A 21,350-nucleotide genomic window follows, 5' to 3' on the forward strand; every position below is an offset into this window, starting at 1 on the left:
AGACCCGGACGCGGACCGTCCGCTGACGTGTTGTTCCGTCATGTCGTTGCCCCCTCCCGTTCCCGTCGTTGTAAGAGGCGGACGGCGGCGGCCGGCAACGCACCGCCGTACGGGTTCGCAACCGAGCGAGGTAGGCGAGACGGATGACGATGGAGCCGGAAAACCTGGGTAATGGTTCGGGAAAGCCGGAACGGTTCGGCGGCAAGTACCGTGGGGCCCGACGTAACAGCCCGCTGCTGGACGGTACGCCGCCCAACGACGACCTCGACCAGTGTGATGTCGTCACACCTGGTCTCGAACTGGTGGAGCCACAGAGCCCGCCGACCCCGCTTCAGCCACCGACACTGCCGTCGCTCGATCTGAGCGGTCTGACCGAGCCGGTGTTTCCGTCGAGCGGTTGGCCGGATGCTTCGATGGAGTCGTTGGCCGACCATCCGCTGCTGCGTGGTCTGTTGCTCGAGTTGCCCCCCAAGGGCACCCTGCCCTCCCCGGTCTGGCTCGACCGGTGGTTCGAGGCTGCCCGGTCGATCCTGGAACTGCTATACGTGCAGGACCCGGGCCGCCCGAGGTGAGCCGGGACGGGCGGTCACTGCCAGTTCCACCAGCCGACTGTGGCGCAGGGCATGCCGTACGCCGATGGCGACGACCGCCAGCACCACGCCGGTCAGCGCCAGTCCCAGCATGTCCGGTGCGGTGAGCGGGACGAGGCCGACGGCGGTCACCGCCGTGGCCAGGGCGGCCAACCCGGTCAGCTGTACCGGGAACGCGACCAGCGGATGAGCAGCACCGGCCAGTAGGGCCGGTGCCGCCGGCGTCTCCGGAGCCGAGGCGAACGTGCCGGTGCCGGTCCACAGGTGACGGATCCGACGTACGGTGACCGCCGCCACGACCACGGCCGGTGCGGCGGGTAGGGCGAGGCTGGTGAACCCCTGACCCGGCCCGGCGGGACCCGGGGACGACAGGGCGTCCAGTATCGGCACGGCCAGGGCCACCAGGCCGGCGATGGCCAACACGCCGAGCCATCCGGTACGGCGACGCAACGCCCGCGCCGTGCGTACCTCCGGCAGCCGCTCGGCGACGATCCCGGCGGCCAGCCAGATGGCGGTCGCCGGGAGCAGGAAGGCGAGGTCGGGTTCCATACGACCAGGGTCGTCGGATTCCGGTACGAAGGGATCCGGGCTCAGCCCGGTACGTTCCCGCAGAACGATCCCCTAGGGGGCACCGCTCGGTGATATAGCAGTCTCGACATATGTCCTTCACCCATGTCTATGAGTAGCCTCGCCTTGATCGGTCGATGAGTACCTCTTGTTTTCGCTAGCAAGTGGACGGACGTACCGATCAGAGGGGAGAGAGGGAGATGCATCTCCCAGGAAGGCTGGCGCTTGTCGGGGTTGCTGCCCTGACAGTTCTGTCGATGGCCACCCCGGCCGTCGCCGCGCCGCCACAGGGTGTGATTCGCAATGCCGGTGGTGTCGGTGCTGTCGCTGACAGCTACATCGTGGTGTTCAAGGACAGTTCGGTAAACCGGAGCCGGGTCCGTGCCACCGCTGGTGGCCTGATTCTTCGGTACGGTGGCCGCGTCGCCCGCACCTACACCGCCGCGCTTCGCGGCTTCGAAATCAAGGTGAACGCGAGAATAGCTGCCCGGATCGCGGCGCACCCGTCCGTCGCGTACGTCGAGCAGAACCGCACCGTTCGGCTCTCCGGCACCCAGACCAGCCCCCCGTCCTGGGGTCTGGACCGGACCGACCAGCGCAACCTGCCGCTGAACAGCTCATACACGTACCCGAACACGGCCAGCAACGTGCACGCGTACATCATCGACAGCGGTGTGCGGTACAGCCACACCGACTTCGGTGGTCGCGCCGTCAGCGGCTTCGACGCGATCGACGGCGGTAGCGCCGACGACTGCAACGGTCACGGCACACACGTGGCCGGAACGGTCGGCGGTGCCCTGCACGGCGTGGCCAAGGGCGTACGGATCGTCGGTGTACGGGTGCTCGACTGCCAGGGGGATGGCACCTACGCGCAGGTCATCGCCGGTGTCGACTGGGTGACCGCGAACGCGGTCAAGCCAGCCGTGGCGAACATGAGCCTCGGTGGCCCCGCCAACAGCGCACTGGACGCTGCGGTAACCAACTCGATCAACTCGGGTATCACCTATGGCTTGTCCGCCGGCAACGACTACGGCGCCAACGCCTGTGGCGCCTCGCCGGCCCGGACCCCGGCAGCGATCACCGTCGGGTCGACCACCAGCACCGATGTCCGGTCGGACTTCTCGAACATCGGATCCTGCCTGGACATCTTCGCGCCGGGTACGTGGATCACCTCGACGTGGTCGACCAGTGACACCGCGACCAACATCATCAGCGGTACGTCGATGGCCACTCCGCACGTGGTGGGCGCCGCTGCCATGGTGCTCAGCGCCAACCCGACGTGGACGCCGCAGCAGATACGCGACTACCTGGTGAACAACGCCACCAACAATGTCATCGCCGATCCGGGAACTGGCTCGCCGAACAAACTGCTCTACGTGGTCAACGGCCCCCCGCCACCGGCCAACGACTTCTCCGTCTCGGTCTCGCCGACCTCCGGGGTGACGGTGCCGGGCGGATCGGTCGCGGTGACCGTGGGTACCCAGACCACCAACGGCTCGGCCCAGTCGGTGAACCTGTCGGCCAGCGGCCTGCCGGCCGGTACCACCGCGACGTTCAGCCCAGCCACCGTCAACTCGGGTGCCTCGTCCGCGTTGACCATCGCCACCACGGCGGCCACCCCGACGGGAACCTATTCCGTCACCATCACCGGCACCGGCACGTCGGTCACCCGGACGGCGACCTTCTCGCTGACCGTGACCACTCCAACCGGCTGCTCCAGCAGCAACGACACGGACCTGGCGATCCCCGACGGCGGTAGCGCGGTCACGAGCACGATCGGCATCAGTGGCTGCGACCGTAGCGCCTCGGCCACCTCGAAGGTGGCGGTCCACATCGTTCACCCCTACCGTGGTGACCTGGTCGTCGACCTGCTGGCTCCGGACGGTACGTCGTACCGGTTGAAGAACGCCGCCGTCTTCGACGGTGCGAACGACGTGAACACCACGTACTCCGTCAACCTCTCCACCGAGGCGGGTAACGGTGCCTGGCGACTTCAGGTCCGCGACGCCCGTGGTGGAGACACCGGTTACCTCAACAGGTGGACGCTGACCCTGTAGTCAGTTTCCAACCCGCGCAACTGCCCGGCGGTCCCACCCCCAAGGGACCGTCGGGCAGTTGCAGGTGGACGCCAGTCGCCATCGGGCTCCACAGCGTACGGTGGCTGGCCGTCACGTACCGACCCCTAGTCGCGTACCCCCGCCAGCCGGGCCGCCGAGGTGCGCATGGCGAGTGCGGCGGGTACCAGACTCGCCACCAGCGTGACCGCGAGACAGGCCGCCACGATCAGTCCGATCGGTGCCCAGGGCACCACGAGCTGCGGCTGCGACACGAAATCGGCCAGTCCGGCCCGCAGCCCGGCCGACATCCCCGCCGCCACCGCCCCCGCCAGCACCGTTCCGACCAGGCCGACCAGCAACGCCTCCAGACCGATCATCCGGAGCACCTGGCCCGGGGTGGCACCGGTCAACCGCAGCGTCGCCAGGTCCCGGCTCCGGTCGGCGGTGGCCATCACCAGGGTGTTGGCGATCGCGATGCCGGTGTAGAGCAACGCCATCCCGAGTACGGCGATCAGCGCGAGTCGGTTGGTCCGCTCCTGTTCGGCGATCCCGGCGGAGAGGTACTCGCGCACTCCGACGACCCGGCCACCGCCACCGCCCGCCACCAGGGCGACGTCCGCAGCCGCGCCACCGTCGACGTAGACGACCTCGGCACCGGTCCGGGGGCCGTGACCGGCCCCGAGCTGCCAGGGCAGCAGCAGGGTACGGTCCAGGTCGAGCGCATCGGCGAGTACGGCGACCACGCGTAGTCGTACCTCGGTGCCGTCGGCCAGCCACACGCGGACCGTCTGCCCGTGTCGCCAGCCCATCGAGCGGCTCACCGCCACCGTGTCGGTGCCGTGCAGGTCGTCGATCGAGCCGGCCACCGTCGGCAGTCGGAGCACCCGGTCCACGCCCGTCCCGACGTACATCGCGGGGAACTCCTCGGGGTAGGTGCCGTCGTTGACGTACACCTCGGTGGTGCGGGTGGGGACGGCGGCCCGGACACCCGGCAGTTGCCCGAGCGCCGCGACCGTCGGGTCGGCGATGCCGGCCGCGCCAGCCGGGACGGCCAGCGTGGTGGCGCTGATCCGGTCCCGGGCCGAGGTCTGCTCGGCCCGGCGGAGGGTCTCGGTGGCGGCCAGGACCGAAGCGGCGATACCGATCGTGACCAGGATCGGAGCTGCGGTGGCAGCGGTCCGTCGGACGGCGGTGAGCGCGCCGGACCGGGCGAGGGTGCCCATGCACCCACGTAGCGGCCAGGCGACCGCCCGGATGATCACCGGGATCAGCACCGGGGCCAGCAGGGCCGCGGCGATCAGCGCCAGTTGCGCGTCGACGAGGATCAGGGCGAGACCGTCCGTGGCACCCAGGGCCGGCATCACCGCCAACAGGACGGCCGCGCCGACGAGGAACAACAGACCGAAGACCCACCGGCCGGGCGTCATCGTGCGCTGGTCGACGGACGCCTCGCGGAGCGCCTCGATCGGCCGGACCCGGGCGGCCCGGCGGGCAGCCACCCACGCGCCGAGCAGTGCGACCAGCAGACCGACACCGGCTGCCGCCAGCAGTGGCCAGAGGATGAACCGTGCGGTGAAGTTCTCCGGCGCGAAGCCGGACCCGGCCAGCCAGTGGGCGAACGGCGGCGCGGTGAGCGCGCTCAGCCCGCAGCCGGCGACCGAGGCCAGGACCCCGACCACCATCGCCTCGCCGAGGACCAGACGCCGTACCTGACGGGGCGTCGCGCCGCTGGTACGCAGCAGCGCGAACTCCCGCCGGCGTTGCGCCACGGCGAAGGAGAAGGTGCCCGCGACCACGAAGATCGAGACGAAACCGGCGAGGCCGGCCGTGGTGCCCAACAGGGAGGCCGTCATGGCCAGCGCGTCGGAATCCGGGTTCGGCTCGGCCGTGCGTCGGGCGTCGCCGGTGAGCACCCGTAGCCCGGTCGTCGTGGCGCGGACCCGCTCGGCCAGCGCGCGGGCCGGCTCGGCCCCGGTGCCGACGAGGGCTATCGCGTCGATCCGGCCACCGGCCAGCTCCGCTGCCGCTTCGTCGGTCAGGTACACCGCCGGTACGTCCGCCGTCAGCACACCACTGACGGTGAAGGTTCGTGCTCCGTCCGGTCCGTGCAGCCTGACGTGGTCGCCCGGTACCCGGTCGGTGGGGCCGGTCAGCACCACCTGGTCGTTCGCCGTCGGTGCCCCACCGGCCAGCAGGGTGTAGGGACGCAGCCCGGCACTGGACCAGGGGGCTGCGGTGGCGGCGGTGCCCTCGACGTCGACCGGGATCCGCCGGTCCACCACCACGCCCGTGACCCCGGGCAGTTCGGCCAGTCGGGCCGGCAGTTCCGCCGGCAGGGACGCCGACGCCAGGGTGACCCGTCGCTCGGTCACCCTGTCCTCGCCGGAGCCGCTGGTCACGGCCACGCTGTTCGTCCCGGCAACCACCACGTCGGCGGCCGGATACCAGAGCGGTGTCCGGGGTCCGCCCCCGATGGTCGAGGCGAGGGTCAGTCCGGTGGTGGCCAACAGACAGACACCCAGGCACAGCGCGACGAAAGTGCCCACGAACGCGGACCAGCGGGCCCGCAGGGTCTGCCAGGAAAGGGTCAGCATGGTGCGCCCAGTTCCAGACCGGTCATCCGTTCGGCGACGGAGTGCGCGGTGGGTGCGCGTAGCTCGTCGGCCACCCGACCGTCGGCCAGGAACACCACCCGGTCCGCGTACGCGGCGGCGACCGGGTCGTGGGTGACCATGATGATCGTCTGCCGGTGCTGATCGACCAGGGTACGTAGCAGTCGGAGCACCTCACGGCCGGTGGTGGAGTCGAGTGCGCCGGTCGGTTCGTCGGCGAACAGCACCTCCGGTCGGGTGACCAGTGCCCGGGCGATGGCCACCCGCTGCTGCTGGCCACCGGAGAGTTCGGCCGGGCGATGCCGGGCCCGACCGGCCAGCCCGACCGACTCGAGTACGGCGTGAACCTCGCCACGTTTCGGCCTACGGCCCGCCAGCCGTAGCGGCAGGGCGACATTCTGTTCCGCGGTCAACGCGGAGAGCAGGTTGAACGCCTGGAAGACGAAGCCGATCCGGTCCCGGCGCAACAGCGTCAGCTCGGTTTCGGACAGGCCACCCAGGTCGATCCCAGCCACGGTCACCGAGCCGGACGTCAGGCGGTCGAGGCCGGCGGCGCACTGGAGCAGTGTGCTCTTGCCCGACCCGGACGGGCCCATCACCGCCGTGAACGTCCCCACGGCGAAGCCGACGGTCACGGCATCGAGCGCGGTGACCGTGTTGTCGCCCGATCCGTACCGCTTGTGGGCGTTGTTGAGCTGAACCACATCCATGGTCCAAGCCAACCCGCGCGGGCGGGCCAGCACATTGCCGCTGGCCGGCCTCTTCCCGGTAGGGGTCTCCCTACCGGGTCCTTCCGCGAGAGGGCAGGGTCAGACGGCGAAGGTGGCCGGGCGTTCGGTGGCCGGCGGAGGCGGGGTTGCCTTCCAGATCTTCGTCTTCTGGGCGGTCAACCGGGTCAGGTAGGCCGGGTTCAGCACGATGTACCGGTGCCAGAGCCGCTTCGGTTCCAGGCCGAGTCGCCAGAGCCACTCCAGGCCGGCACGCTGCATCCACGGCGGCGGCTTGCGCAACAGGCCGGCGTGGTAGTCGAAGGCGGCACCGACCGCCATCATCGGCATGTCCAGCAGCGGGCGCATGGCGTGGGTGAAGATCTCCTGTCGGGGGCAACCCAACCCGACCAGGACCAGTCGGGCACCGGAGGCGCGGATCCGGTTCGCGATCTCGGCGTCCTCGCCGGGGCGTACCGACCGGAACTTCGAGGACTCCACACCAGCGATCTTCAGTGCGGGGAACATCCGCTCCAGGGCCGGGATCAGCCGGGACAGGGTGTCGTCGGTGGAGCCGTACAGGTAGACCGGAAGGCCTTCCTCGGCGAACCGGGCCAGTACGCGCAGCGTCAGCGTGGGCCCGTAGACCCGATCGGTGAGCCCGACGCCGTGCAGCAGGTTGAGTGCCCAGCGGACCGGCTGGCCGTCCGGGGTGACCAGGTCGAAGGAGTTGAGCCGCGCGTTGTGTTCCCGGTCCAGCACACCGGTCATCACCCCGTGTACGGCCAGCGCGGTGAGCGCGAACGGGCGGTGCTGACGCCCAGCGGCCACGACCTGCTCGGCAGCGGCCTCGTAGTCCACCGCGTCGACCAGGACGCCCAGCACGTTCCGCTTACCGTGGGAGATCACGGCATCTCCTCGCTGCGCTCGTCGTTGCCGTGATCTGTGTTGCTGAGCTGGCTGGTTCGCTCGCTCCGCTCGCTCACGGCATCTCCTCGCTGCGCTCGTCGTTGCCGTGATCTGTCTGGCTGAGCTGGCTGGTTCGCTCGCTCACGGCATCTCCTCGCTCGCGGGGCTCGCTCATGCCTGCGGGACCCACTTGTCGACGTTCGCCTCGTAGATCTCCTGGAGGATCATCGGCACGTCGTAGATCTGCTTCCAGTCCGGGTAGTCCCGCTGGAACGCCTCGTTGGACCCGATCCACCACTGGTGGTCGCCGATCCGGTTGGCCTCCCGGTATTCCGTGATCATCTCCACACCGGTGATCTTCTCGGCCAGCGCGAACGCCTCCCGGTTGGAGACGTTGGAGTGCCGTCCGCCGCCCAGGTTGTAGACCGCCGCCGAGCGCGGGTTACGGAAGAACGCCTCGAACGCCGACACCACATCCGAGCTGTGGATTGCGTCACGTACCTGCTTGCCCTGGTAGCCGAAGATCTTGTAGGTCCGGCGCTCCATGTTGCAGCGCATCACGTACGCCAGGAAGCCGTGCAGTTCGGTCGCGGAGTGTGCCGGTCCGGTCAGTGTGCCGCCCCGGAAACAGGCGGTCTTCATGTCGAAGTAGCGCCCGTACTCCTGCACCATGACGTCCGCGGCCACCTTCGAGGCACCGAAGACCGAGTGCAGGCAGGCGTCGATCGACATGTCCTCCTTGATGCCGTTGTAGTACGGATGGCTCGACTCGAGTTCCCAGCGGGTGTCCAACTCCACCAGGGGCAGGCTGTTCGGCCGGTCGCCGTAGACCTTGTTGGTCGAGCAGTGGATGACGGGTACCTCGGGGCAGTGCTCACGGACGTTCTGCAGGACGTTGAGGGTGCCGCCCGCGTTCACGTCGAAGTCGGTGAACGGGTCGCGTACGGCCCAGTCGTGCGACGGCTGGGCGGCTGTGTGGATGACCACAGCGATGTCGCGGCCGTAGTGCCGGAAGATCTCCGCCAGCGCGTCCCGGTCGCGGATGTCCACGTCCCGATGGGTGTACGCCCCGCCGAGCTCGCTGGTCAGCCGGAGCACGTTCCAGGCGGTGGACGCCTCGGCACCGAAGAACTCCCGGCGCATGTCGTTGTCGATGCCCACCACGTCGAGGCCGAGTCCGGCGAAGTGCCGAACCGCCTCGGAACCGATCAGACCGCCAGATCCGGTCACCAACGCGACACTCACACGCCACTCCATGGGTTTCGGGCCGGAAACTATCGGAGCATAGCGCGACGGTCAGGGAGTCCTGGAACGTAGGAAGACCTCGAAAGAAGGAAGGGCTCCGCGTTTCCGCAGGAGCCCTTCGATCTTGGTGGGGAAGGGGGGAGTTGAACCCCCACGCCCTTTCGGGCACACGGACCTGAACCGTGCGCGTCTGCCATTCCGCCACTTCCCCATGTCTTCACATGGTGAAGCCCACCAGCCCATGTCGAGCATGGGTATATCTAAACTTGTGTCCTGAACCTGCCCAACGGCGGGTGCGGGAACATATTACGCTGTACCCTACTGCCGCCGCGAGTGGCTATCACTTGCGGCGGGAGGAACATTAGCACGACGATTTCGGCCCGCAAGGACGGGTCGGCAGTAGGGCGGTCGAGCGGCGTGCGAGCTGCACGGGCGACGGCCGGATACCATCATGTCCTCGGGACCCGAGGAGGAGCCGGTGAGCGTGCTGCAACGCTTCGAGAAGCGTCTGGAAGGCCTGGTTGAGGGGGCCTTCGCAAAGGTGTTCAAGGGTGTTGTCCACCCCGTCGAGATCCTCAACGCGATGCAGCGGGAGGCAGAGGCGCACAAGGCTATCCTGGCCGGCGGGCGCACTCTCGTACCCAACCGCTACGTGATCGACCTGTCGCCGTACGACCACAGTCGGTTGGCGCCGTACGCAGCGGCGCTGGCCCAGGAGCTGGCGCAGTCGCAGGCCGAGTTCATCGGTGAGCAGGCGTGGACGGTCTACGGCGACGTGATCGTCGAGATCGAGCGGGGCGACGGGCTCGACACCGGCATGTTCCGGGTCACCGCCGAGGTCTACACCGGCGGCGAGGTCGCGCCGGCGCCGTCCCCCTACGACGCCCCCGCCCCGGGCGGCTACCCGCACTACGACCAGGGCGGCGGCTACGGTCCGCCCCCGGGACACGTCGGTGGTCGCAACATCCGACTGGTCTCCGGAGACGGTCGGACCTACCCCCTCCAGATGGGCTCGACCGTGATCGGCCGTGGCGATCAGGCCAACCTCCGCCTGCCCGACGTCGGCATCTCACGGCGACACGCCCGGCTCGACTTCGACGGCGCCCAGGTCGTACTCACCGATCTGGGGTCAACCAACGGCACCATGGTCAACGGCCAGCGTGTTTCGGCCGTGGCGCTCAACCCCGGTGACATGATCCAGCTCGGGACGACCACTCTCACGTTCCGAGTGGACGGCTAACCACCTTGCACCCTTTCGTCATCACCGTCGCGCGGTTCGGGTTCATCATCCTGCTGTGGATCTTCGTATTCACCGTGGTCGGCGTGATCCGGCGGGATCTCTTCGCCGGGGCCAGATCCAGCCGCCTCGTCGCCGCCCCCCGGGGAGTCGGGGTGTCGCTGGTGCACGGGAAGCCGGCGAAGGTGAAGAAGGGGCGGGCGGCACGTCAGCTCGTCGTCACCGCTGGCCAACTGGCCGGCACCCGGATCACGCTCGGCGAAGCGCAGATCACTATCGGTCGGGCAGAGGATTCCACCCTGGTCATCACCGACGACTATGCCTCGGCCCGACATGCGCGGCTGGTTCCCCGCGCCGGGCAGTGGTTCGTGGAAGATCTCGGCTCGACTAACGGCACCTATCTGGATCGCGCTAAGGTCACCGGACCAACCCCCGTCCCCCTCGGCGTGCCGATTCGGATCGGCCGCACTTCTCTCGAGTTACGGCCATGACTCTGACCCTGCGCTATGCGGCCCACAGCGACCGCGGTCTGATCCGAGACGGTAACCAAGATTCCGTCTACGCCGGGCCGCGGCTTCTCGCCGTTGCCGACGGCATGGGCGGCATGGCCGCCGGTGACGTCGCCAGCAACATCGTCATCGGTGCGATGGCCCCGCTCGACGAGGACGTCCCAGGTGACGCCCTCGTCGACGCGTTACGGTCCGCCGTCGACACCGCCAACCAACAACTACGGGACACCGTGGATGCCAACCCTCAGCTAGAGGGCATGGGCACCACCCTGACGGCGATCCTGTTCTCCGGCAGCAAGATCGGCATGGTGCACGTCGGTGACTCCCGCGCGTACCTGTTGCGCGACGGTGAGTTCGCCCAGATCACCAAGGACGACACCTACGTCCAAATGCTCGTCGACGAGGGCCGGATCAGCCTCGAGGAGGCCAGCAGCCATCCGCAACGGTCGCTGTTGACCCGGGCGCTCGACGGTCGTGACATCGACCCCGAGTACTCCGTCCGTCAGGTACGACGCAGCGACCGTTACCTGATCTGTAGCGACGGACTCTCCGGCGTGGTCAGCGCGGAGACCATCGCGGACACCCTGCGCGAATACCACGACCCGAGGCAGTGCGTCGAGCGGCTGGTACAGCTCGCGCTGCGTGGCGGCGGCCCGGACAACATCACCGTCGTCGTCGCCGACGCCACCGACCAGGACATCGTCGAGGCAGCACCGATCGTGGGCGGCGCGGCGGCCCGGGATCGCGGCATGGCGACCTCGGCCGACGACTCGACCCCGGCCGCCCGGGCCTCCGCACTCTCCGCGCCCAGGCCGGCGAGTCCGGAGCCGGAAGACGACCCGGCCAACGGTGACGACGAACCCGATCGTCCCCGTCGACGTCCGTTACGTACCGCGGTCGTCCTGGTCGTCCTGCTCGGCATCATCGGTGGCGGACTCTGGGCCGGCTGGGCCTACACCCAGCAGCAGTACTACGTGGGCGCGACCGAGGAAGGACAGCTCGCTGTCTTCCGCGGCGTACCCGGCCAGATCGCCGGGCTGGACCTGTCCACCGTGGCTTCCACCAGCGAGGCCAAGCTCGACGACCTGACCGCCGCCGCGCAGGAACAGGTCAAGCAGGGCATCCAGGCTGACAGCCGGCCCGACGCCGAACGGCGGCTGGCCGCGTTGACCAACGACGATCCGAGCAACCCGAACCTCAAGCCGATCTGCCCGCCGAGTGACACGCCGGCTCCCAGCCAGCCCACCGGCACCCCGGGCAGCCGCTCGCCGGCCGCCGGTACCACCGCGACCCCGACCCTGGAGGCCAGCCGAAGCGCGAGTCCCGCTCCGGAGAACACACCAGAAGCCATGCCCTCCGACACCGTCCCGCCGGTTACCGACCCTGCGGGATGCCGGTCGCCGGAGTGAGCATTAGCTCGAACGATCCGAGGTATCGACTGTGACCGCTCCAGCTGGCTCGGTGGCGTCGCCCGCACGTACGGGCGAGATGCCTCGCGTCCGGCTGCCCAGGTCCAGGCGAAACGCTGAACTGGCCCTGCTGCTGCTGGCCATGGCGTTGGTGGCGACGTACTCGGCCACGGTCGAGGCCAACCTCTTCGACACGGTGACGGCCGACTTCTGGGTGCCGACCGCACTGCTGACCGTGATGTTCCTCGGCCTCCATCTGGTGAACCGCTTCCTGGCCCCGTACGCCGATCCGGTGCTGGTGCCGGCGGTCGCCCTGCTCAACGGATTGGGCGTGGGCTTCCTGCGCCGGATCGACCTGGCCAAGGCCGACCCGGACGATCGCATCAACCTCCCGATCTTCGCCGGGACCGGCGGAATGCAGTTGGTGTGGAGCCTGGTGGCGGTGGTCCTCGCCGCCGTACTGCTGATCGTGATCCGGGACCACCGGTCCGTTTCCCGCTACGCGTACACCCTGGGCCTGGCCGGCATCGTCCTGGTGATGATCCCGGCGGTGCTGCCCCGGGCCTACTCCGAGATCAACGGCGCGAAGCTGTGGATCCTGATCGGCGGCTTCTCCATCCAGCCGGGCGAGTTCGCCAAGCTCGCCCTGCTGGTCTTCTTCGCCTACTACCTGGTCCGCAAGCGCGAGGTCCTGTCGCTGGCCAGCCGCCGGTTTCTCGGCATCGACTTCCCGCGTGGCCGTGACCTCGGCCCGGTCGTGGTGGTCTGGCTGATCAGCGTGATGGTGCTCGTCTTCGAGAAGGACCTGGGCACCTCGCTGCTCTACTTCGGCATGTTCGTGGTCACCCTCTACATCGCCACCGAACGGGTGAGCTGGTTGCTCATCGGTCTGGTGCTCTTCTTCGGTGGCGCGTTCCTGGCGTACTTCCTCGGGGGTGCCTTCCCGGGCAGCCCGTTCGCCAACTTCTACGTACGGGCGGAAATCTGGCTCAACCCGTTCGAGGACCCGTACGAGAAGGGCTACCAACTCGTGCAGGGGCTGCTCGGCCTCGGTACGGGTGGCCTCTTCGGCACGGGCCCGGGCGGTGGCCAGCCGCTTGAGGTGCCCGAGGTACAGAACGACTTCATCTTTGCCGGAATCGGTGAGGAACTCGGGCTCTTCGGCCTCTCCGCCCTGCTGGTGATCTACCTGCTGATCGTCGAGCGCGGGCTGCGGGCGGCAATCGCCGTACGGGACTCCTTCGGCAAGCTGCTGGCCGGTGGTCTGGCCTTCACCCTCGGGTTGCAGGTCTTCGTGATCGTCGGCGGCATCAGCAAGCTCATCCCGCTCACCGGCCAGACCACGCCGTTCATGTCCGCCGGTGGTTCCTCACTGATGGCCAACTGGCTGCTCATAGCGTTTCTTCTACGGGTGTCCGATGCGGCCCGGCGGCCGGTCGCGGGTGCGGAAGCCCGACCTGGTGGTGGGCGGCCGAGTGGGGTGCCGGAACAGTTGCACGGCGCTCCGACGGAGGTGATTCGACCGTGAACGCGCCGCTACGCCGGGTCGGCGTGGTTGTCATGATCTTGTTCGGCCTGCTCTTCGCCAACCTCAACTGGGTTCAGGGCTACAAGGCCGACGAGTACCGCAACAGCGACTACAACGGCCGGGTCCAGGTCGCCGAGTACGACCGCAAACGCGGCAACATCGAGGCCGGCGGTACGGCCGTGGCGGTGAGCAAGGAGACCAGCGGAAAGCTGAAGTTCCTGCGCACCTACCCGAAGGGTGAGATCTACGCCCACGTGCTGGGCTACCAGCCGGTCAACCTCGCGGCGGTCGGCATCGAGCGGAGCGAGAACGACTTCCTTGCCGGCAACAGCGTCCAGCTCTTCGGCGACCGGATCGAGGACATGTTCACCGGCGAACAGACCGCCGGCGGAAACGTGCTGCTCAGCCTGTCCCGTACGGCGCAGGAGAAGGCGTTCACCGAACTGGCCAACAACAAGGTCGGTGCCACCCGGGGAGCGGCGGTGGCGATCGACCCGGCCACCGGTGCCATCCAGGCCCTGGTCTCCATGCCCAGCTTCGACCCGAACCCCCTGACCAGTCACAACAGCGACGAAGCGGAGGCCGCGTACCGGAAGCTGGAGGCTGACCGGAACGGCCCGCTCAAGAACCGGGCGCTGTCCGAGGTACTGCCGCCCGGCTCGACCTTCAAGGTGGTCGTCGCCGCGGCGGCGTTGGAGAACGGCTACACGAAGGACCGGCCGATCCCGGCCGGTCCGGTCTACCGGGCCCCGACCGCCGGTACGGACATTCGCAACGCCGCGCCCTCCATCTGCCCAGAGTCACAGGTGACGCTGATCGACGCCCTCACCGAATCGTGCAACACCGGGTTCGCCCAGCTCGGTGTCGCCCTCGGCTCAGCGAAGATCAAGGAAAAGGCCCGGCAGTTCGGCTTCGAACAGGAAGGCATGACCTGCGGCCGACTCGACGAGGGCGGCCTGCCGGTGGCGGCCAGCCGTACCGGTGCCATGCAGAACCCGGACGGTAGCGAGGACAAGGCCGCGCTCGCCCAGTCGTCGATCGGCCAGAACAACGTTCGCATGACTCCGCTGCAAGGAGCCATGATCGCTGCTGCGGTGGCCAACGACGGCAAGCAGATGCGTCCGTACCTGGTCCAGCAGTTGCTCGGCCCGGACCGGACCACCCGGCACTACACCGCCTCGCCCAAGCAGCTCCGTCAGTCGGTCAGCGACACGGTCGCCCGCGACCTGCAGGAGATGATGATCAGTGTCGTCCAGAACGGCACCGGCCGGAACGCCAAGATCAACAATTACACGGTCGGTGGCAAGACCGGTACAGCTCAGGCCGGCGAGCAGACCGACGACCACGGCTGGTTCATCGGTTTCGTGATGAAGGACGGCAAGCCGATCTCCGCCGTGACGGTCATGTTGGAGTCGGCCGGTGAGGGCGGGAGCGCGGAGGCCGCCCGGATCGCCGGGCAGATCATGCGCGCGGTGATCCAGGACCGGGGAGGCAAGTGACATGCTCAGCCCCGGGGTCGAGCTCGGCAACAGATACCGGCTCGACGAGCGCATCGCGAGCGGTGGCATGGGTGACGTGTGGCGCGGCACCGACCAGGTGCTCGGCCGTACCGTCGCGGTGAAGAGCCTGCTGCCCGCGCTGCTGGACGAGCCCGGCTTCGCCGAGCGGTTCCGGGGCGAGGCCCGCACGATGGCGACCATCAACCACCCGGGGGTGGTCGATGTCTACGACTTCGGCAGCGACCAGCAGGTCGCGTTCCTGGTCATGGAGTACGTCGAGGGCGATGCGCTGTCCCGGACCCTGGGTCGGGTCGGTCGGCTGACCCCGGCCCGCACCATGGCACTGGTAGCCCAGGCGGCGGACGCCCTACAGGCGGCACACGACAAGGGCATCGTGCACCGCGACGTCAAACCGGGCAACCTGCTGGTCCGGCCCAACGGCACCCTGGTGCTCACCGACTTCGGCATTGCCCGGTCGGACATGGTCGGTCAGCTCACCGCCGCTGGTTCGGTGCTCGGCACCGCGTCGTACATCTCTCCGGAGCAGGCATCCGGCGCCGTCGCGACACCGGCTTCCGACGTGTACGCCCTTGGTGTCGTGGCCTACCAGTGTCTGGCCGGCCGCCGCCCGTTCGAGGGTGACAATCCGCTCGAAATTGCCATGAAGCATGTCCGGGACGCGCCTCGGCCGCTGCCCGGCGACATTCCCCCGACCATCCGGGGCATCGTCGAACGGGCACTGGCAAAGGATCCAGCGGCGCGGTGGTCGAGTGCATCCGCGTTGGCTGCGGTCGCCCGACAGGCTGCGGCAGCCAAACCTGGCAGCGCGCCGGTGGTCGTATCCGGTCCGCCGGCCATCCAGCCGCGCCCCGGTCAGCCCGGCACACCGGCCCGGCCCGGTCCGGTGGGTGTTCCGCCAGCGCAACCGGGGCGGGTCGGTCCAGGAGCACCGCCGGTCAGCTCGCCGCCCGGCCGGCCGGGAGCGGGCACTCCGGGTTCCCCGATGGGCTTGCCGACCCAGGGGCGGGCCATCCCGCCGAGGCCGCCGGTCCGGGCTGTGCCGCCGATGTCGGCTCCGCCGGGGATCCCGCCCCGGCCGCCGGCATCCGCGCCGGGCATGGCGCATTCTCCGGCCAGTCCGGTTGCCGGCGGTAGCTACTCGCGTGGCGCGGCGGCGGTGCCGTCCGCGCCGCCCCGGCAGGCGGCCGGTCCGGGATACGCGGCACCGCTGGCAGCGAGTTCCCCGGAACCGGGCGGGTTCGCGAATCGCCCGTTGGTGATCGTCCTCGTAATTGCGTTGGGCGTGCTGGTGATGGTCTGCGCGGGCATGATTTCCTATCGGATGTCGCTCGACAGCAATGCACAGGATCAAAGCTTCCGAGCGCCGTCAACGGTGACAGCTAGGTTGCAGACTGGGAGCGAAGGCGACGATTCGCGGGTTGGGCCGTACCGTCAGGTGGAGCGCACCGTGCAGGCCGGCGGGGTGACCAGATGAGCGAAGGACGAACGACGAGATGACTGGGCAGGCCCGCCTGCTGGGTGGCAGGTATCAGGTCGGCGAGCTGCTCGGCTACGGTGGCATGGCCGAGGTGCACCGGGGTCGTGACCTCCGGCTGGGCCGGGACGTCGCGATCAAGATGCTGCGCACCGACCTGGCTCGGGACGCCACCTTCCAGATGCGGTTCCGTCGTGAGGCGCAGAACGCCGCTTCGCTCAACCACCCGGCGATCGTCGCTGTCTACGACACCGGCGAGGAGATCGCCCCCACCGGCGAGACCCTGCCGTTCATCGTCATGGAGTTCGTCAACGGCCGGACCCTCAAGGAGGTGCTGGCGGCCGAAGGCCGGTTGATGCCGCGCCGGGCGATGGAGATCACCGCCGACATCTGCGCGGCGCTGGAGTTCAGCCACCGACACGGGATCATCCACCGGGACATCAAGCCCGGCAACGTGATGCTCACCCTCACCGGCCAGGTCAAGGTCATGGACTTCGGCATCGCCCGGGCGCTGGCCAGCGGTGCGACGACGATGACCCAGACCAGCGCGGTCATCGGTACGGCCCAGTACCTGTCGCCCGAGCAGGCACGCGGCGAGGCGGTGGACGCCCGTTCGGACGTCTACGCGGCCGGTTGTGTGGTCTTCGAACTTCTCTGTGGTCATCCGCCGTTCGTCGGTGACAGCCCGGTCAGCGTCGCCTACCAGCACGTACGGGAAGACCCGCCGACGCCCAGCGACATCAACCCGGACGTCACCCCGGCGATCGACGCGATCATCCTCAAGGCACTGTCGAAGAACCCGCTCAACCGCTACCAGAGCGCCGCAGAGATGCGGGCCGACCTGCTGCGGGCGGCGGCCGGCCGGCCGGTGATGGCCACCCCGGTCCTCCGTCAGGACGAGACGGTTCCGATGCAGCCGTCCGCGTCCCGTCCGGCGGCTGGCGCCGGTGCCCGTCCGGCCCCGGCCCGGGTCGTCAACAACCGACGGCGTACCTCGGCCTGGGTGCTGGCTACGCTCAGCGGCCTCGGTGTGCTGGCGGTGATCGCGCTGGTTGCCGGCATCGTGCTCTCCCAGCAGGGCGAGAAGGCGGTTCAGGTGCCCACCGTCGTGGGCAAGAGCCAGGCCGAGGCAGTCACCGAACTGGAGAAGGCGAACCTCACGTACAAGGTCGGCGAGGCGGACTTCAACGCCACCTGCAAGACCGGCGAGATCACCCGGCAGGACCCGGAGGCGGGCCGCGAGGTCGACGCGCAGTCCCAGGTCACCATCCACGCCTGCGGTGGCGCACCCCAGGTGGAGATCCCGACCGGCCTGGTCGATGGGCCTTTCGAGTACGTCAAGCGCCAACTGGAAGACCGCAAGCTGGTGGTCAACCGCAAGGACGTGGAGAGCGACAAGCCCGAAAATACCGTGATCAAGATTTCCCCGGAACCAGGCAAGATGGTGGCCGAGGGCACGGAGGTCACCGTCGAGGTCTCCAAGGGCAACCTCAGGACGGTGCCGGACGTGGAGGACATGACCGAGCAGGAGGCCAGGGACGCGCTGGTGCGGGCCGGGTTCAGGGTCAACGTCGAATACAAGAACTCCTCCGCGACGCCGGGAACGGTGATCGACCAGAACCCGAACGCCGACCAGAAGCGACGGGCCAACAGCACGGTCACGATCATCGTTGCCAAGGAGGCCCAGCCGACTCAGGAACCGAGCGGTTCGCCCACTACTCCACCGTCCGGCTGAGCCGGGCCGGTGGCTGTCAGTCCGCTCCGTAGGCCGAGCGGGCTGGCCCGGGAGGGTCCGACCCTCAACGATCCTTCAGAGGCTGGCTGGCCTGATCAGCCGGCCGCGAAGGCGGCCCGCCGTCGGGCGTCCACCTCGGCGGCCAGGGCGGGTGCCCGGTCCAACGCCGACGGTAGGCCACAACTGGCCAGCCAGTTGGCCAGCATGAGATGACCGCCCTCGCTCAACACCGACTCGGGATGGAACTGCACCCCCTCGATCGGCAGCGTACGGTGACGGATCGCCATCACCACGCCGGACTCGGTCCAGCCGGTGACCTCCAACTCGTCCGGCAGGGTCTCCGGCAGTACGGCCAGCGAGTGGTACCGGGTCGCGGTGAACGGATCGGGCAGGCCGGCCAGCACCCCGCCACCCTTGTGCCAGACCTCGGACGTCTTGCCGTGCAGCAGCTCGGGTGCCCGGGTGACGGTGCCACCGAAGGCGGCACCGATGGCCTGGTGGCCGAGGCAGACGCCGAAGATCGGTAGCCGACCGCCGTACTCCCGGATCACGTCGAGGCAGATGCCGGCGCGTTCGGGCGTACCCGGACCGGGGGAGAGCAGCACACCGGCCACCTCCAGCCGGTCGATCTCGGCAGGGTCGATCTCGTCGTTCCGCCGTACGTCACACTCGGCACCGAGTTGACCCAGGTACTGCACGAGGTTGAACACGAACGAGTCGTAGTTGTCGATCACCAGGACGCGCATCGGTTCACCTGTTCGGCGTACTAGGGGGCGGGGCATTGTTCTGGTCGGTGTCGTACGGCAGGTCGTGGTCGTCGCCACCATGGTCGTCACCGTTACCGGGGGCGGTTCCCCCGTCCGGGCCGCCACCTGGACCACCGTCCTGCTGGGTCACCTGCACGTCGTCGAAGGGCAACAGCGGCTCGGCCCACGGGAAGACCACGTACCACAGCAGAGCCACCAGCGCGGTAGCGATCAGCACCGATCCGGCCAGCTTGCCGGGCAGCCCGAAAGGCAGGCGTCGCCAGATCCAGCCGTACATCGTCGGTCAGCCCCCTAGCTCGGCCGGCCGGCCGGCCGACTTCGGCATGGTACGGACGAGTTCGGCATGGATGATCAGACGCTCGTAGTTGTCGAACTTCGGGTTGCAGGTGGTCAGCGTCAACATGGCCTTGGTGGGCTTGGTGCGAGGCTTGCCCGGCACCGGTGCGACCACCTCGACCTGGTGCGGCTTGACGATCCGTGACTGTGAGACGTGGTAGATGTACCAGTTGCTCTTTGACTCCGCGACGATCACGTCACCCTTGTGCAGTTCGTCGAGTCGCCAGAAGGTGGCCCGGTTCCGGTGGCCAGCTACCGAGAAGTTGCCCACCTGGCCGGGCAGGGCACTGTCCGGGTAGTGGCCCGGGGCGTACCGGATGTCCTTCTGCGTGACCCCCTCCACCACGATCCAGTTCTTTTCGAGCTTGGGGATGTAGAGCCCGGCCATCGGCTTGCCGGTCACCGGGGGCTTGGGGGAGGTGCTGGCGGTGGGCGTCGGACCCACCGTCGGATCGGTCTCCCCGCCCCACTCCTGTGCCAGTTGCTGGCCCAGATCGTCCTGGTGGGCGCTGACCGCAGCCGACTTGCCCCAGACCTCGTATCCGGCGAAGAGCAGTACGACGAGACCGAAGGTGATCATCAGTTCGCCGCTGACCCGGATACCGGACCGGATCCGGGAACCGATCGTCGGGCGGGTCAGCTCGGAGTAGACGCTCTTGTAGCCCTCGTCGGTCCGCTCCGGACGAAGCTTGACCACGCGTTCGCCGCGTCGGGGGCGTGCGGCGGGATCGGCTGGCGTCGGTTCTTCGCGTCGACGTCGACGCGGAGTGGTGGCCGAGGCGTCGTCGGTGGCCGGCTTTCCGGCTGGTACGGCCGGGATCAGCGCGGTCGACTCGTCACGGTCGTTCCGGACAGCTGGAATGATCTGGGTGAAGATCTCGGTAGGCGCGGCAGCCGGCGAGGTGTCGGGGCGTCCCGCGTGCCTCGGTTGCGGACCCACCTCCCTGGCCTGGCGACGTGGCGAGTCCGCAGTTGGCCGGCGCGGTGGTTCACCGGTCGACCAGTGCTGTGGCTGCCCCGACTGTCCCGACCTGGGCTCAGGTCCCCGTGGGTGATCGGGGGGCGTGGGGCGCGCGGACTGGACCCGAGGGATCTGGGCGGTCGGTTCGTCGGTGGGAAAGCCGTGGTGACCTCTGCCCCGGTCCGCTGGCGGTTCGTCCCTCATCGGCCTCACCTGGGTACCTTGGCGGAGCGCAGACCGGTCGACCCGTCGAACGCCGGCACGTTGACCGTGGAGATCGTCTCGCGGTATCCGAGTTGGTAGTGCTCGACAGCGTCCCGGAACAACTGGACTCCCTGGGAAGCGGCGAGGGCTCGCTGCATGGCAGCGGGGTCGCCGATTGCTGTGATCTTGAAGGGGGGCGAGTAGACCCGCCCGTGTAGCAGCAGGGTGTTGCCCACGCAGCGTACCGCGCTGGTGGTGAGTACGCGGACGTTCATGATTGACATGGCCTCGGCGCCACCGGCCCAGAGGGCGTTGACGACCGCCTGTACGTCGCTCTGGTGGACGACGAGGTCGTCGTTGGTGGCGCCTTCCGGCAGCGTGTTGTCGCCCTGTCGTGGGGCGTCGTTGAGCTCGACGGTGATGCCCGGCCCGGTCAGCGCGGTGAGGCCAGCCTTCTGCCGGTTGACCGCGGCCCGGTCACGCTGGGCGGCGATGGGCGCGTCGGAGCCGGCCAGTGCCTCGGTCTCGCTCTCGACCTGGGCGCGTAGTTCGGCGGCCCGTGCCTCGCTGGCGGCCAACTGGTCGTGGCGGTTCTGGATCAGTTGAGCGAGCTGTGGCCGACGGTCCTCACGCAACGAGGTACCGCCGGCGCTGGTCGCCGTAGTGGTGAAGAGGAGCCCGGCGGCGAGGGCGATCACCGGTACGCCGATGGACCAGCCGGAACGGCGTTGCCCGGGCCGTCGGGGCAGCAGGCCGACGGCAGCCCGCCGCAGAACCTTGCGCCAGGATGCCGCGCCGGACGTGTACTCCACCGACCCTCCTTCGCCTGAGGCTGCTGAGCCCCTGGACATCACGAGTGCTTAGCCGCTATTGGTCCGATATGGGCGTTTTATCAGCCCGCCGTGCTGTAATCGTGACGCCTATTCTGCTCACCGTACGCACTCGGGTGGCGCTATTCATGGCCTGATCGGTCTGTCGCGACT

The 21,350-nt window shown here is 68.8% G+C and carries 17 protein-coding genes, 1 tRNA gene and 1 pseudogene; 9 read left to right on the top strand and 10 right to left on the bottom strand.

Features of this window, described 5'->3' with window-relative positions; genetic code table 11:
* The first annotated feature begins 143 nt into the window (after positions 1-143).
* A complete protein-coding gene (locus tag ACFQ4H_RS08840) occupies positions 144-572 on the top strand; it encodes a hypothetical protein (protein ID WP_377569101.1) in 429 nt (142 codons plus the stop codon).
* Here the strand turns inward: ACFQ4H_RS08840 and ACFQ4H_RS08845 are convergent.
* A complete protein-coding gene (locus ACFQ4H_RS08845; RefSeq protein WP_377569103.1) occupies positions 540-1,139 on the bottom strand; it encodes a hypothetical protein in 600 nt (199 codons plus the stop codon). The two genes, ACFQ4H_RS08840 and ACFQ4H_RS08845, sit on opposite strands and share 33 nt — an antisense overlap.
* Positions 1,140-1,357: 218 nt before the next feature.
* Here ACFQ4H_RS08845 and ACFQ4H_RS08850 point away from each other — a divergent pair, with 218 nt between their 5' ends.
* Positions 1,358-3,214, top strand: a complete 1,857-nt coding sequence (locus ACFQ4H_RS08850) for a S8 family peptidase (protein WP_377569104.1) — start codon at positions 1,358-1,360, stop codon at positions 3,212-3,214.
* A gap of 125 nt (positions 3,215-3,339) precedes the next feature.
* Here the strand turns inward: ACFQ4H_RS08850 and ACFQ4H_RS08855 are convergent, their stop codons facing one another.
* The 5 genes from ACFQ4H_RS08855 to ACFQ4H_RS08875 all read right to left on the bottom strand — a co-directional run bounded on the left by ACFQ4H_RS08855 (position 3,340) and on the right by ACFQ4H_RS08875 (position 8,898).
* Positions 3,340-5,808, bottom strand: coding sequence for an FtsX-like permease family protein (locus ACFQ4H_RS08855; protein WP_377569106.1), 2,469 nt, complete (start codon positions 5,806-5,808; stop codon positions 3,340-3,342).
* Positions 5,802-6,536 (bottom strand): ABC transporter ATP-binding protein, encoded by a 735-nt coding sequence (locus tag ACFQ4H_RS08860; protein ID WP_377569107.1) that lies wholly within the window; start codon positions 6,534-6,536, stop codon positions 5,802-5,804. The genes ACFQ4H_RS08855 and ACFQ4H_RS08860 overlap by 7 nt, the downstream gene beginning before the upstream one ends.
* 99 nt (positions 6,537-6,635) lie before the next feature.
* Positions 6,636-7,442, bottom strand: coding sequence for a WecB/TagA/CpsF family glycosyltransferase (locus ACFQ4H_RS08865; RefSeq protein WP_377569109.1), 807 nt, complete (start codon positions 7,440-7,442; stop codon positions 6,636-6,638).
* A 171-nt stretch (positions 7,443-7,613) separates the two neighbouring features.
* On the bottom strand, positions 7,614-8,687 hold the full coding sequence (locus ACFQ4H_RS08870; RefSeq protein WP_377569111.1) for an NAD-dependent epimerase/dehydratase family protein: 1,074 nt from the start codon (positions 8,685-8,687) through the stop codon (positions 7,614-7,616).
* A gap of 125 nt (positions 8,688-8,812) precedes the next feature.
* Positions 8,813-8,898: transfer RNA gene (locus ACFQ4H_RS08875), tRNA-Leu, on the bottom strand.
* 240 nt (positions 8,899-9,138) lie between these two features.
* On the opposite strand from ACFQ4H_RS08875, the gene ACFQ4H_RS08880 reads away from it, so the two are divergent.
* The 7 genes from ACFQ4H_RS08880 to pknB all read left to right on the top strand — a co-directional run bounded on the left by ACFQ4H_RS08880 (position 9,139) and on the right by pknB (position 18,099).
* A complete protein-coding gene (locus ACFQ4H_RS08880; protein WP_377569113.1) occupies positions 9,139-9,927 on the top strand; it encodes an FhaA domain-containing protein in 789 nt (262 codons plus the stop codon).
* A 5-nt stretch (positions 9,928-9,932) separates the two neighbouring features.
* Positions 9,933-10,415 carry an FHA domain-containing protein FhaB/FipA gene (locus ACFQ4H_RS08885; RefSeq protein ID WP_377569115.1) on the top strand — a complete coding sequence of 161 codons (483 nt, stop codon included), beginning with the start codon at positions 9,933-9,935 and terminating at the stop codon, positions 10,413-10,415.
* Entirely contained in the window at positions 10,412-11,842 is a 1,431-nt protein-coding gene (locus tag ACFQ4H_RS08890) for a BofC C-terminal domain-containing protein (RefSeq protein WP_377569117.1), read from the top strand. The genes ACFQ4H_RS08885 and ACFQ4H_RS08890 overlap by 4 nt, the downstream gene beginning before the upstream one ends.
* A gap of 79 nt (positions 11,843-11,921) precedes the next feature.
* Entirely contained in the window at positions 11,922-13,370 is a 1,449-nt protein-coding gene (locus ACFQ4H_RS08895; protein ID WP_377569275.1) for an FtsW/RodA/SpoVE family cell cycle protein, read from the top strand.
* Positions 13,367-14,869 carry a peptidoglycan D,D-transpeptidase FtsI family protein gene (locus ACFQ4H_RS08900; RefSeq protein ID WP_377569118.1) on the top strand — a complete coding sequence of 501 codons (1,503 nt, stop codon included), beginning with the start codon at positions 13,367-13,369 and terminating at the stop codon, positions 14,867-14,869. Before ACFQ4H_RS08895 ends, ACFQ4H_RS08900 begins: the two co-directional genes overlap by 4 nt.
* A gap of 1 nt (position 14,870) precedes the next feature.
* The gene (locus ACFQ4H_RS08905) at positions 14,871-16,364 is read left to right on the top strand and encodes a serine/threonine-protein kinase (RefSeq protein ID WP_377569120.1); all 1,494 of its coding nucleotides are present in this window, start codon (positions 14,871-14,873) and stop codon (positions 16,362-16,364) included.
* A gap of 19 nt (positions 16,365-16,383) precedes the next feature.
* A complete protein-coding gene (gene pknB / locus ACFQ4H_RS08910) occupies positions 16,384-18,099 on the top strand; it encodes a Stk1 family PASTA domain-containing Ser/Thr kinase (RefSeq protein WP_377569122.1) in 1,716 nt (571 codons plus the stop codon).
* Between the two features lie 95 nt (positions 18,100-18,194).
* On the opposite strand, the gene ACFQ4H_RS08915 is transcribed toward pknB, so the two are convergent.
* The 4 genes and pseudogenes from ACFQ4H_RS08915 to ACFQ4H_RS08930 all read right to left on the bottom strand — a co-directional run bounded on the left by ACFQ4H_RS08915 (position 18,195) and on the right by ACFQ4H_RS08930 (position 21,179).
* Positions 18,195-18,845 carry an aminodeoxychorismate/anthranilate synthase component II gene (locus ACFQ4H_RS08915; protein WP_377569124.1) on the bottom strand — a complete coding sequence of 217 codons (651 nt, stop codon included), beginning with the start codon at positions 18,843-18,845 and terminating at the stop codon, positions 18,195-18,197.
* Positions 18,846-18,849: 4 nt separating this feature from the next.
* Positions 18,850-19,143 carry a hypothetical protein gene (locus ACFQ4H_RS08920; protein WP_377569125.1) on the bottom strand — a complete coding sequence of 98 codons (294 nt, stop codon included), beginning with the start codon at positions 19,141-19,143 and terminating at the stop codon, positions 18,850-18,852.
* A gap of 6 nt (positions 19,144-19,149) precedes the next feature.
* Positions 19,150-20,106, bottom strand: a pseudogene (locus ACFQ4H_RS08925) (class E sortase); the annotation flags it as partial.
* 266 nt (positions 20,107-20,372) lie between these two features.
* On the bottom strand, positions 20,373-21,179 hold the full coding sequence (locus ACFQ4H_RS08930; RefSeq protein WP_377569128.1) for a DUF881 domain-containing protein: 807 nt from the start codon (positions 21,177-21,179) through the stop codon (positions 20,373-20,375).
* Between the last annotated feature and the right edge of the window lie 171 nt (positions 21,180-21,350).

The organism is Micromonospora sonneratiae (assembly GCF_042679305.1).
Taxonomy (GTDB): domain Bacteria; phylum Actinomycetota; class Actinomycetes; order Mycobacteriales; family Micromonosporaceae; genus Micromonospora_H; species Micromonospora_H sonneratiae.

What these genes read in the sequence shown, in the direction of transcription:
- ACFQ4H_RS08840 (WP_377569101.1), top strand. Translation starts at nt 144, where the DNA reads ATGACGATGGAGCCGGAAAACCTGGGTAATGGTTCGGGAAAGCCGGAA.
- ACFQ4H_RS08845 (WP_377569103.1), bottom strand. Translation starts at nt 1,139, where the DNA reads ATGGAACCCGACCTCGCCTTCCTGCTCCCGGCGACCGCCATCTGGCTG.
- ACFQ4H_RS08850 (WP_377569104.1), top strand. Translation starts at nt 1,358, where the DNA reads ATGCATCTCCCAGGAAGGCTGGCGCTTGTCGGGGTTGCTGCCCTGACA.
- ACFQ4H_RS08855 (WP_377569106.1), bottom strand. Translation starts at nt 5,808, where the DNA reads ATGCTGACCCTTTCCTGGCAGACCCTGCGGGCCCGCTGGTCCGCGTTC.
- ACFQ4H_RS08860 (WP_377569107.1), bottom strand. Translation starts at nt 6,536, where the DNA reads ATGGATGTGGTTCAGCTCAACAACGCCCACAAGCGGTACGGATCGGGC.
- ACFQ4H_RS08880 (WP_377569113.1), top strand. Translation starts at nt 9,139, where the DNA reads ATGTCCTCGGGACCCGAGGAGGAGCCGGTGAGCGTGCTGCAACGCTTC.
- ACFQ4H_RS08890 (WP_377569117.1), top strand. Translation starts at nt 10,412, where the DNA reads ATGACTCTGACCCTGCGCTATGCGGCCCACAGCGACCGCGGTCTGATC.
- ACFQ4H_RS08895 (WP_377569275.1), top strand. Translation starts at nt 11,922, where the DNA reads ATGCCTCGCGTCCGGCTGCCCAGGTCCAGGCGAAACGCTGAACTGGCC.
- ACFQ4H_RS08905 (WP_377569120.1), top strand. Translation starts at nt 14,871, where the DNA reads ATGCTCAGCCCCGGGGTCGAGCTCGGCAACAGATACCGGCTCGACGAG.
- pknB (WP_377569122.1), top strand. Translation starts at nt 16,384, where the DNA reads ATGACTGGGCAGGCCCGCCTGCTGGGTGGCAGGTATCAGGTCGGCGAG.
- ACFQ4H_RS08915 (WP_377569124.1), bottom strand. Translation starts at nt 18,845, where the DNA reads ATGCGCGTCCTGGTGATCGACAACTACGACTCGTTCGTGTTCAACCTC.
- ACFQ4H_RS08920 (WP_377569125.1), bottom strand. Translation starts at nt 19,143, where the DNA reads ATGTACGGCTGGATCTGGCGACGCCTGCCTTTCGGGCTGCCCGGCAAG.